Origin of the sequence: Pseudomonas sp. RW407 (assembly GCF_003176655.1) — a bacterium.
Taxonomy (GTDB): Bacteria; Pseudomonadota; Gammaproteobacteria; order Pseudomonadales; family Pseudomonadaceae; genus Pseudomonas; species Pseudomonas delhiensis.
Genome location: NZ_QGSL01000088.1, coordinates 980,238 through 990,240, shown reverse-complemented (window position 1 = coordinate 990,240; position 10,003 = coordinate 980,238). Strand labels below are relative to the sequence as shown.

Here is a 10,003-nt window from a genome sequence, read left to right as displayed (position 1 = left end):
CAATAAGGCGGCTGCAAGCTGCAAGCAAGAGCGGCAAGAGCGGCAAGAGCGGATCGTGCCGGGGCGGCACGGTCCCGCGATTGGGTTCACCGGCCACGCCGGACGTCCTCGGTGGCACGGCCAACGGCGGATAACCGCGAACGGTTATTCGCCCTACGTCATGGGAGGGCTTGGCGTAAGGCGCATAACGCCTACGGCGTTATCCGCCGCCGCCGTTGGGCACCGGCATGGGGTTTGAGAGCGCCCTCTCCCTAACCCTCTCCCTGAAGGGAGAGGGGACCGTTCGGAGTGTTTGGCTGTTTTGGAGTTAGCCGGCTAGCACAGGGATTGCCGTCTGGAGCCAGGCCCCTCTCGGCACGGACAAGCCCCCTCTCCCGCTTGCGGGAGAGGGTTGGGGAGAGGGGCTCTTCACGCTCTTGCCTGCAGCCTGCAGCCTGCCGCTTGCAGCCGCCCCTAATGCACATACCGCTTCCGATACTCCCCCGGCGAAACCCCGAAGCGCGACTTGAACGCCGTGGAGAAGTAGCTGGAGTCCGAGAACCCCCAGGCGTACCCCAGCGCCGAGAGCTTCTGCTCGCCGGCCGCGTTGCGCAGGGACTCGGCGCAGAAGTCCAGGCGGCGGTTCTTGATGTACTGCGCCACCACCAGGCCCTTCTTGGCGAACATGCGGTACAGGCCACGCACCGACACGCCCACTTCGCGGGCGATCAGTTCCGGGCAGAGTTCCTCGGCGCCGATGTGCTCGTCGATGAAGGCCACTGACTTGCGGAACAGCCTTTCGTGGCTGTCGCCGTCGGCCTCCGCGCAGGCCAGGGCCGGGCGCAGCAGGCTGACCAGGGCGTCGAGGGTGGCCTCGCTCTCCTGCATGCCCAGGCCGTCCTGGCGGGTGGTTTCGAGGATCAGCGTGTTGGCCAGCACCGCCACCGGCGAGGTGGCCGGGATGCGCCGCGCGCAGTCGATGCCGGAGAAGCGCAGGCCGCGCTCCAGCACCTGGCGCGGGAGGATCAGCGACAGCTGCCGCGAATCGGCCTCGTAGTTCATGTCGCAGGGGCGGTTGGCGTCGATCAGGGTGATGTCGCCGCGCCCCAGCTGGACGCGGTTGCCGTTCTGCTCCATGTGCGCGCGCCCTTCGAGCTGGAATACCGCGAAGAAGTGGCCGTTGCCGCTGGAGCTGATCTCCTTGCTGGTCCGGTACAGGCGCACCTGGGCCATGTCGACGACGCTGAGCTTGATGGCACCGCCCTGGTACTCCCTCAGCTTCCCATGGAAGGCCGGCCCCAGGGTGCGCGCGTCGAAACGCCCGCAGGCCCGGTTGACCTGGCCCAGCCATGCCTCGAAAGCCTCATCCCTGGAAATCGATGAAGGGTTCATGACCTAAAGCCTCATGCACGCATTGTTGTTATCAGCGGACGCTCAGGCCGGCGCCCGTCATGGTCCGGCCCTGGGCCGGCGGTCCCGCAGCGCCGCCTCGGTTCGGCGCTTGTGAAGCATGTTTCGAGCCAACCCGGCTCAGGCCAGCCCCCCGAAGCGCCGGTAGAAGCTCTCGCCGGCATCCGGCAAGGGACCGTCGGCGGTCTCCAGGGCGCTGTTCAGCCACACCTCGGCCCTGGCGTACACCAGGCGGTAGAGGTTGCGGCACAGCTGCCGCGCCGCGCGCCCTTCCCAGTCGCCGGGGAGCAGTTCGTCCGGCAGCTGCGGGTCGCGCAGTAGCAATTTGCGATATTCGTGGATCAACAGGGTGCGCGCCAGGAAACAGTCCTGGGCATCCGGCTCGCCCTGCTCGCGCAGCGCCTGCCACAACGGGCGGAACAGGCGGATGAATTCGCTGTAGTGGCGGCCCAGCTCGTCGATCTTCCAGCTCTCGCGCACCTGCAGGCGCATGGCCTTGGAGGCCAGCACCTCCTGGGCGTGGGTCTCGAAGACGATGCTGTCGTCCAGCGCGTCCAGGTCCAGCAGGGTCGCGGTGAGGTCGGCGCGGTCGCAGCGCGGGCAGGCCAGCACGCTCGGGGCAATGGCGCCGAAGCCCTGCCATTCCAGCTCCTCGCGCACCTGCTTGCGCTTGTCCGCCGCCAGTTGCGACAGCAGCACCAGCGTCCAGGCGCCGTCCCAGGCCGGCAAGCCGGGGCTGTAGACGCGCTTGAAGGCCTTCTCGAAACGCCGCCGGCCGGTGCCGGTGAGGCTGTAGTAGCTGCGCCGGCCGACCTTCTCGGCGGTCAGCCAGCCTTCCTTGGTCAGGCGGAAGATCGAGGTGCGGATCAGCCGCTCGTTGATCCCCATGGGCTCCAGCAGGCCGATCAGGCTGCCCAGCCAGACGGTGCCGCCATGGGGTTCGATGGCGTCGCCGTAGAGGGTGATGATCAGCGAACTGGCGCGGATCGGCGTCTGTTCCTGGAAGCGGGTGATCAGTTGGTTCAACGGGGCGAGACTGCTCATGGCTCGGTCGGGCGCGGATAAAGCGCCGACTATACCTGCCCGCCGGGCCGCCTGGCCATTGGAGCGAACCCCTACGAGGCTCATGCGCCCTGCCCCTTCGGGCGGAACCCGGAATCGCCCAGGCGCGGGCGCCCCGCCTCCACCGCCGCCAGCGGCTGGCATTCCACCAGGCTGGCCAGGCAGCGCCTGCTCAGTTGCTGGTACTCGGCGGTGCCGCGCTGCTTCCAGGCGACCTCCTGCTCGCTCAGCTCGCGCCTGACCGTGGCCGGCGAGCCCATCACCAGGCTCTGCGCCGGGCACTCGAATCCGGCCTTGACGAAGGCGGTGGCGGCGACGATGCAGCGCTCGCCGATGTGCGCCTTGTCCATCACCACGGCGTTCATGCCCACCAGCGCGTCGGCGCCGATGCGGCAGCCGTGCAGCACGGCGCCATGGCCGATATGGCCGTTGCGCTCGACCACGGTGTCGCTGTCCGGGAAGCCGTGCATGACGCAGGTGTCCTGCAGGTTGGCGCCCTCCTCCAGGATGATCCGCCCGAAGTCGCCGCGCAGCGCCGCCAGCGGCCCGACGTAGCAGCCGGGGCCGACGATGACGTCGCCGATCAGCACCGCCGTGGGATGCACGTAGGCGGTCGGGTCGACCACCGGGGTCAGGCCTTCGAGGCTGTAGCAGGGCATCTCAGGCCTCCTCTTCGGGCAGGCGAAGGGGGCGCTGCACCCCGGGAGGGCATCCGGCTTCGGCGAGGGATTCCAGCGCGCAGGCGCAGGGGGCGGACGGCATCGAGGCGACTCCTTGTGCACGGCGGCGCCAGGGGCGCCGGCAAGGCGGGACGGGAAAGGACCCGTCGTGATTCGTTGTCTGGAAAATCTTGTATCACAACAAATCCGATCGTCAATGCACTCAATGCTGTATCACTTCCCGCAACGACGATCGGCACCCCGCCACCCTGCAGGGAGGTACGGCCCCGGACCATTGTTTCCACGGGCCCCAAGGCCGCCTGACAAGCTCCGCGCCTGGCATGGGCAGCAAATCATAAGACACACAAATCAATTTTAGACTTGTTGTCTTGTATCACTTTAGGCATATACTGGGGGCAAGCCAGGTTCCCTCCACGCCCCGGGCGCGGCGAACCGCAGAACAATTCCAATAAGCCGGCCCCCGGCCGTGCGTGCAGCCTGAGGAGCTTTACATGCCTCGTACCCTCGCCGTGCAGGCGCCGGAGGACGGCGTCCGCCTGATCACCCTGCAGCGCCCCGAGGCGCTCAACGCCCTGAACACCGAACTGCTGGGCGAACTGGCGGCGGAACTGGACGCCGCCGAGCGCGACGCCGAGACCCGCGCGGTGGTCCTCACCGGCAGCCGCAAGGCCTTCGCCGCCGGCGCCGACATCAAGGAAATGGCCGAGCGCGACCTGGTCGGCATCCTCGATGACCCGCGCGTGGCCCACTGGCAGCGCATCACCGCCTTCGCCAAGCCGCTGGTCGCCGCGGTCAACGGCTTCGCCCTGGGCGGCGGCTGCGAACTGGCGATGCACGCCGACATCCTCATCGCCGGCGAAGACGCCCGCTTCGGCCAGCCAGAAATCAACCTCGGCATCATCCCCGGCGCCGGCGGTACCCAGCGCCTGCTGCGCGCGGTGGGCAAGTCCCTGGCCATGCAGATGGTCCTCACCGGCGAGGCCATAGACGCCCGCCACGCCCTGCGCGCCGGCCTGGTCAGCGAAGTCACCCAGCCCGAACTCACCGTCGAGCGCGCCCTGCAGGTCGCCCGCGTCATCGCGCGCAAGGCGCCGCTGGCGGTGCGCATGGCCAAGGAAGCGCTGCTCAAGGCCCAGGACACGGACCTGGCCAGCGGCCTGCGCTTCGAGCGCCACGCCTTCACCCTGCTGGCCGGCACCGCCGACCGCGAGGAAGGCATCCGCGCCTTCCAGGAAAAACGCCCGGCCCGCTTCCTCGGCCGCTGAGCCCCTTCTTTATATAGACCGATTGATGGAGCGAGCCCGCCCATGACCTTCGAGCACATCCTGTTTTCCATCGAGGACGGCGTCGCCCTCCTCAGCCTGAACCGCCCGGGGCAGCTGAACAGCTTCAACGCCACGATGCACGGCGAGGTGCGCGAGGCGCTCAAGTTGGTGCGCCAGAGCGAGGAAGCCCGCGTGCTGCTGCTGACCGGCGAAGGCCGCGGCTTCTGCGCCGGCCAGGACCTGTCCGACCGCAACGTCGCCCCGGGCGCCGAGATGCCCGACCTGGGCGAGTCCATCGAGAAGTTCTACAACCCGCTGATCCGCGCCCTGCGCGACCTGCCGCTGCCGGTGATCTGCGCGGTCAACGGCGTGGCCGCCGGCGCCGGGGCCAACATCCCGCTGGCCTGCGACCTGGTCCTGGCGGCGCGCTCGGCCAGCTTCATCCAGGCCTTCTGCAAGATCGGCCTGATCCCCGACTCCGGCGGCACCTGGACGCTGCCGCGCCTGGTCGGCCTGGCCCGCGCCAAGGCCCTGGCCCTGCTGGGCGAGCGCCTGTCCGCGGAACAGGCCGAGCAATGGGGCCTGATCTACCGCGTGGTGGACGACGCCGCCCTGCGCGAGGAAGCCCTCAAGCTGGCCCGCCACCTGGCCACCCAGCCGACCTACGGCCTGGCCCTGATCAAGCGCAGCCTCAACGCCAGCCTGAACAACAGCTTCGACGAGCAGCTGGAGCTGGAGCGCGACCTGCAGCGCCTGGCCGGGCGCAGCGAGGACTACCGCGAAGGCGTCGGCGCCTTCATGGAAAAACGCACCCCCAGCTTCAAGGGCCGCTGACATGCAAGCACTGGATAGCAACGCGCAGGTCGCGGTGATCGGCGCCGGCGCCATGGGCGCCGGCATCGCCCAGGTGGCGGCCCAGGCCGGCCACCCGGTGAAGCTCTACGACAACCGCCCCGGCGCCGCCGCCCAGGCCATCGACGGCATCGACCGCCAGCTCGGCCGCCTGGTGGAGAAAGGCAAGCTCGACGCCGGGCAGCGCGCCACCACCATCGCGCGCCTGCAGCCGGTGGAAGCCATCGAGGCCCTGGCCGATTCGCGCCTGGTGATCGAGGCCATCGTCGAGAACCTTGAGGTCAAGCGCAGCCTGCTGGGCCAGCTGGAAGCGCTGTGCGCGGCCGACTGCATCCTGGCCAGCAACACCTCCTCGCTGTCCATCACCAGCCTGGCCGCCGGCCTCAAGCACCCCGGGCGGGTGATCGGCATGCACTTCTTCAACCCGGCGCCACTGATGGCCCTGGTGGAGATCGTCTCGGGCCTGGCCACCTGCCCGGAACTGGCCAAGGCCCTGCACGCCACCGCGCGGAACTGGGGCAAGCAGCCGGTGTACGCCCGCTCCACCCCGGGCTTCATCGTCAACCGCGTGGCCCGCCCCTTCTACGCCGAAAGCCTGCGCCTGCTGCAGGAAGGCGCCGCCGACTGCGCCAGCCTCGACGCCCTGCTGCGCGACGCCGGCGGCTTCCGCATGGGTGCCTTCGAACTGACCGACCTGATCGGCCACGACGTCAACTACGCGGTGACCTCCTCGGTGTTCGCCGCCTACTATGGCGACTTCCGCTTCCAACCCTCGCTGATCCAGAAGGAACTGGTGGACGCCGGCCGCCTGGGCCGCAAGAGCGGCCGCGGCTTCTACGACTACGCCGAAGGCGCCGAGCGCCCGCAGGCGGCGGAACTGGACAGCGCTGCCGAAGTCGGCAGCTGTGTCGTCGAAGGCGACCTGGGCGTGGCCCAGCCGCTGGTGCAGCGCCTGAAGGACGCCGGGGTGAACGTGATCGAGCGCGCCGGCAGCGGCCTGCTGCGCGTCGGCGACGCCGTGCTGGCCCTTTCCGACGGCCGCCTGGCCAGCCAGCGCGCCCGGGAGGACGGCCTGCGCAACCTGGTGCTGTTCGACCTGGCCCTGGACTACGCCAAGGCCTCGCGCATCGCCATTGGTTGGTCCGCCGATACCACCGGCGAAGCCCGCGACCAGGCCGTGGCCCTGCTGCGCCGCGCCGGCCTCAAGGTCACCGCCCTGGCCGACCTGCCGGGCCTGGCCGTGCTGCGCACCGTGGCCATGCTCGCCAACGAAGCGGCGGACGCAGTGCTGCAGGGCGTGGGCTCGGCGGCCGACATCGACCTGGCCATGCGCGCCGGCGTCAACTACCCGCGCGGCCCGCTGGCTTGGGCCGAGGCCATCGGCATCGGCTACCTGCTGCGCACCCTGGACAACCTGCAGCGCAGCTACGGCGAGGAGCGCTACCGCCCCTCCCTGCTGCTGCGCCGCAAGCACGCCGAAGGGGGCCGCCTGCATGACTGAACGCACCCCCGAACAACTGGCCCGCGCCTGCGCCGACGCCATGTTCAGCCGCGACCAGGCCACCCAGCGCCTGGGCATCGTCCTGCTCGACGCCGGCCCCGGCAGCGCGCAGCTGCGCATGCCGGTGCGCGAGGACATGATCCAGGGCCACGGCACCTGCCACGGCGGCTTCCTCTTCGCCCTGGCCGACTCGGCCTTCGCCTTCGCCTGCAACAGCTACGACGAGGCCACCGTGGCCATCGGCTGCAGCATCGACTACGTGGCCCCGGCGCGCCTGGGCGACCAGCTCACCGCCACCGCCAGCGAGCAGAGCCGCAGCGGCCGCACCGGCAACTACGACGTACGGGTGGTGAACCAGCATGGAGCGCTGGTCGCCCTGTTCCACGGCAAATCCTACAAAGTGCGCGGCACCGTGCTGGCGCAGGAGACCCCGAATGACTAACGCCATTCCCAGCGACGCCCTGATCATCGACGCGCTGCGCACGCCCATCGGCCGCTACGCCGGCGCCCTTTCCGCGGTGCGCGCCGACGACCTCGCCGCCATCCCGCTGCGGGCCCTGGTGCAGCGCCACCCGGAACTGGACTGGAGCGCCATCGACGACGTCATCCTCGGCTGCGCCAACCAGGCCGGCGAAGACAACCGCAACGTCGCGCACATGGCCTCGCTGCTGGCCGGCCTGCCGACCAGCGTGCCCGGCACGACGATCAACCGCCTGTGCGGCTCGGGCCTGGACGCCATCGGCAACGCCGCCCGCGCCCTGCGCTGCGGCGAGGCCGGGCTGATGCTCGCCGGCGGCGTCGAGTCCATGTCCCGCGCGCCCTTCGTGATGGGCAAGGCCGAGCAGGCCTTCGGCCGGACCGCGGAAATCTTCGACACCACCATTGGCTGGCGCTTCGTCAACAAGCTGATGAAGGCGCAGTTCGGCATCGACTCCATGCCGGAAACCGCGGAGAACGTCGCCGAGCAATTCAACATCTCCCGGGCCGACCAGGACGCCTTCGCCCTGCGCAGCCAGCACAAGGCCGCCGCCGCCCAGGCCCGCGGCCGCCTGGCGAAGGAGATCGTCCCGGTGGAGATCCCGCAGCGCAAAGGCCCGGCCAGGGTGGTCGAGCACGACGAGCACCCGCGCGGCGACACCACCCTGGAGCAGCTGGCCAGGCTCGGCACTCCCTTCCGCGAAGGCGGCAGCGTCACCGCCGGCAACGCCTCGGGGGTCAACGACGGCGCCTGCGCCCTGCTCCTGGCCAGCCCCGCCGCCGCCCAGCGCCACGGCCTGAAGGCCCGCGGCCGGGTGGTCGGCATGGCGGTGGCCGGCGTCGAGCCGCGGATCATGGGCATCGGCCCGGTGCCGGCGACGCGCAAGGTGCTGGAGCTGACCGGCCTGTCGCTGAACGACATGGACGTGATCGAACTCAACGAGGCCTTCGCCGCCCAGGGCCTGGCCGTGCTGCGCGAGCTGGGCCTGGCCGACGACGACGCGCGGGTCAACCCCAACGGCGGCGCCATCGCCCTGGGCCACCCGCTGGGCATGAGCGGCGCGCGCCTGGTCACCACCGCCCTGCACGAGCTGGAGGAACGCGGCGGCCGCTACGCCCTGTGCACCATGTGCATCGGCGTCGGCCAGGGCATCGCCATGGTCATCGAACGGCTCGGCGGCTGAGCCGGGCAGGCAGAACAAAGATTCTGGCCAAGGCCACAAAGACCGGAACCGGCGGGGGCGGTATGCTGCCCCCATGACACTCGCAGCCCGCACGCGGGCTGGCGTACAAGAACAAATCGAGTGAAACCATGAATATGTACCATGATGCCGAACGTGCCCTGCTCGACCCGCTGGAGACCGCCAGCGTCGATGAACTGCGCCAGCACCAGCTGCAGCGCCTGCGCTGGAGCCTGAAGCACGCCTACGAGAACGTCCCGCTGTACCGCAAGCGCTTCGACGAGGCCGGCGTGCACCCCGACGACCTGAAAACCCTCGACGACCTGGCGAAGTTCCCCTTCACCGGCAAGAACGACCTTCGCGACAACTACCCCTACGGCATGTTCGCCGTGCCCCAGAGCGAGATCGTGCGCCTGCACGCCTCCAGCGGCACCACCGGCAAGCCCACGGTGGTCGGCTACACGCAGAACGACATCGACACCTGGGCCAACGTGGTGGCGCGCTCGATCCGCGCCGCCGGCGGGCGCAAGGGCGACAAGGTCCACGTGTCCTACGGCTACGGCCTGTTCACCGGCGGCCTGGGCGCCCACTACGGCGCCGAGCGCCTGGGCTGCACCGTGATCCCGATGTCCGGCGGCCAGACCGAGAAGCAGGTCCAGCTGATCCGCGACTTCCAGCCGGACATCATCATGGTCACCCCGTCCTACATGCTCAACCTGGCCGACGAGATCGAGCGCCAGGGCATCGACCCGCACAGCCTGCGGCTGCGCCTGGGCATCTTCGGCGCCGAGCCCTGGACCGCCGAGCTGCGCCGCGCCGTGGAAGAGCGCCTGGGCATCACCGCCCTGGACATCTACGGGCTGTCCGAGATCATGGGCCCGGGCGTGGCCATGGAATGCGCCGAGACCAAGGACGGCCCGACCGTCTGGGAAGACCACTTCTACCCGGAGATCATCGACCCGGCCACCGGGCAAGTGCTGCCCGACGGCGAATACGGCGAGCTGGTGTTCACCTCGCTATCCAAGGAAGCGCTGCCGATGATCCGCTACCGCACCCGCGACCTGACCCGCCTGCTGCCGGGCACCGCGCGGCCGATGCGGCGCATCGACAAGATCACCGGGCGCAGCGACGACATGCTGATCATCCGCGGGGTGAACGTGTTCCCCACGCAGATCGAGGAGCAGGTACTCAAAGTAAAACAGCTTGCAGAAGTCTACGAGATACACCTGTATCGCAATGGCAACATGGACAGCATGGACGTGCACGTGGAGCTCAAGCACGACCTGCAGCTCGACGCCGAACAGCAGAAGCAGGTGGCCAACGAGCTGAGCAAGCAGGTCAAGACGCACATCGGCATCAGCGCGCGCATCCTGATCCAGCCCTTCCACAGCCTCAAGCGCTCCGAAGGCAAGGCCTGCCACGTGTTCGACAAGCGCAACCAGGGCTGATCGCCCGCCCCAGGAAAACCCCGCTGCGGCGGGGTTTTTCGTTTGCACACGACGCCACACCCTGTAGGAGCGAGCTTGCTCGCGAACGCTCTTAAGCGGCCCAGGTTCGCGAGCAAGAACTAGGCGTCCCCCCTCGCTCCCACGAAAA

9 protein-coding genes are annotated in these 10,003 nt (G+C 69.4%); 6 read left to right on the top strand and 3 right to left on the bottom strand.

Annotated elements, in window-relative coordinates; genetic code table 11:
* Window positions 1-453 precede the first annotated feature (453 nt).
* From feaR to paaY, 3 genes are all read right to left on the bottom strand, one after another.
* Window positions 454-1,371 (bottom strand): transcriptional regulator FeaR, encoded by a 918-nt coding sequence (feaR, locus tag DK254_RS11050; protein ID WP_109933810.1) that lies wholly within the window; start codon window positions 1,369-1,371, stop codon window positions 454-456.
* A gap of 138 nt (window positions 1,372-1,509) precedes the next feature.
* Window positions 1,510-2,433 carry a phenylacetic acid degradation operon negative regulatory protein PaaX gene (paaX, locus tag DK254_RS11045; protein WP_089394726.1) on the bottom strand — a complete coding sequence of 308 codons (924 nt, stop codon included), beginning with the start codon at window positions 2,431-2,433 and terminating at the stop codon, window positions 1,510-1,512.
* 80 nt (window positions 2,434-2,513) lie between these two features.
* Window positions 2,514-3,110 (bottom strand): phenylacetic acid degradation protein PaaY, encoded by a 597-nt coding sequence (gene paaY, locus DK254_RS11040; protein WP_109933809.1) that lies wholly within the window; start codon window positions 3,108-3,110, stop codon window positions 2,514-2,516.
* A gap of 512 nt (window positions 3,111-3,622) precedes the next feature.
* Between paaY and paaF the strand changes: the two genes are divergently transcribed.
* From paaF to paaK, 6 genes are all read left to right on the top strand, one after another.
* The gene (gene paaF, locus DK254_RS11035) at window positions 3,623-4,396 is read left to right on the top strand and encodes a 2,3-dehydroadipyl-CoA hydratase PaaF (protein ID WP_089394728.1); all 774 of its coding nucleotides are present in this window, start codon (window positions 3,623-3,625) and stop codon (window positions 4,394-4,396) included.
* 42 nt (window positions 4,397-4,438) lie between these two features.
* Complete coding sequence (gene paaG / locus DK254_RS11030; RefSeq protein WP_109933808.1) at window positions 4,439-5,230, top strand: 2-(1,2-epoxy-1,2-dihydrophenyl)acetyl-CoA isomerase PaaG; 792 nt, start codon at window positions 4,439-4,441, stop codon at window positions 5,228-5,230.
* A gap of 1 nt (window position 5,231) precedes the next feature.
* A complete protein-coding gene (gene paaH, locus DK254_RS11025; RefSeq protein WP_109933807.1) occupies window positions 5,232-6,749 on the top strand; it encodes a 3-hydroxyacyl-CoA dehydrogenase PaaH in 1,518 nt (505 codons plus the stop codon).
* Window positions 6,742-7,191, top strand: a complete 450-nt coding sequence (gene paaI, locus DK254_RS11020; RefSeq protein WP_109933806.1) for a hydroxyphenylacetyl-CoA thioesterase PaaI — start codon at window positions 6,742-6,744, stop codon at window positions 7,189-7,191. The genes paaH and paaI overlap by 8 nt, the downstream gene beginning before the upstream one ends.
* Window positions 7,184-8,410, top strand: a complete 1,227-nt coding sequence (gene pcaF / locus DK254_RS11015) for a 3-oxoadipyl-CoA thiolase (RefSeq protein ID WP_109933805.1) — start codon at window positions 7,184-7,186, stop codon at window positions 8,408-8,410. The genes paaI and pcaF overlap by 8 nt, the downstream gene beginning before the upstream one ends.
* 128 nt (window positions 8,411-8,538) lie before the next feature.
* The gene (gene paaK / locus DK254_RS11010) at window positions 8,539-9,855 is read left to right on the top strand and encodes a phenylacetate--CoA ligase PaaK (protein ID WP_109933804.1); all 1,317 of its coding nucleotides are present in this window, start codon (window positions 8,539-8,541) and stop codon (window positions 9,853-9,855) included.
* The last annotated feature ends 148 nt before the right edge of the window (window positions 9,856-10,003 follow it).

Excerpts from the sequence above, each read along its gene's own strand:
- paaG (WP_109933808.1), top strand. The coding sequence starts at position 4,439 with ATGACCTTCGAGCACATCCTGTTTTCCATCGAGGACGGCGTCGCCCTC.
- pcaF (WP_109933805.1), top strand. The coding sequence starts at position 7,184 with ATGACTAACGCCATTCCCAGCGACGCCCTGATCATCGACGCGCTGCGC.
- paaX (WP_089394726.1), bottom strand. The coding sequence starts at position 2,433 with ATGAGCAGTCTCGCCCCGTTGAACCAACTGATCACCCGCTTCCAGGAA.
- paaY (WP_109933809.1), bottom strand. The coding sequence starts at position 3,110 with ATGCCCTGCTACAGCCTCGAAGGCCTGACCCCGGTGGTCGACCCGACC.
- paaH (WP_109933807.1), top strand. The coding sequence starts at position 5,232 with ATGCAAGCACTGGATAGCAACGCGCAGGTCGCGGTGATCGGCGCCGGC.
- paaK (WP_109933804.1), top strand. The coding sequence starts at position 8,539 with ATGAATATGTACCATGATGCCGAACGTGCCCTGCTCGACCCGCTGGAG.
- paaI (WP_109933806.1), top strand. The coding sequence starts at position 6,742 with ATGACTGAACGCACCCCCGAACAACTGGCCCGCGCCTGCGCCGACGCC.
- paaF (WP_089394728.1), top strand. The coding sequence starts at position 3,623 with ATGCCTCGTACCCTCGCCGTGCAGGCGCCGGAGGACGGCGTCCGCCTG.
- feaR (WP_109933810.1), bottom strand. The coding sequence starts at position 1,371 with ATGAACCCTTCATCGATTTCCAGGGATGAGGCTTTCGAGGCATGGCTG.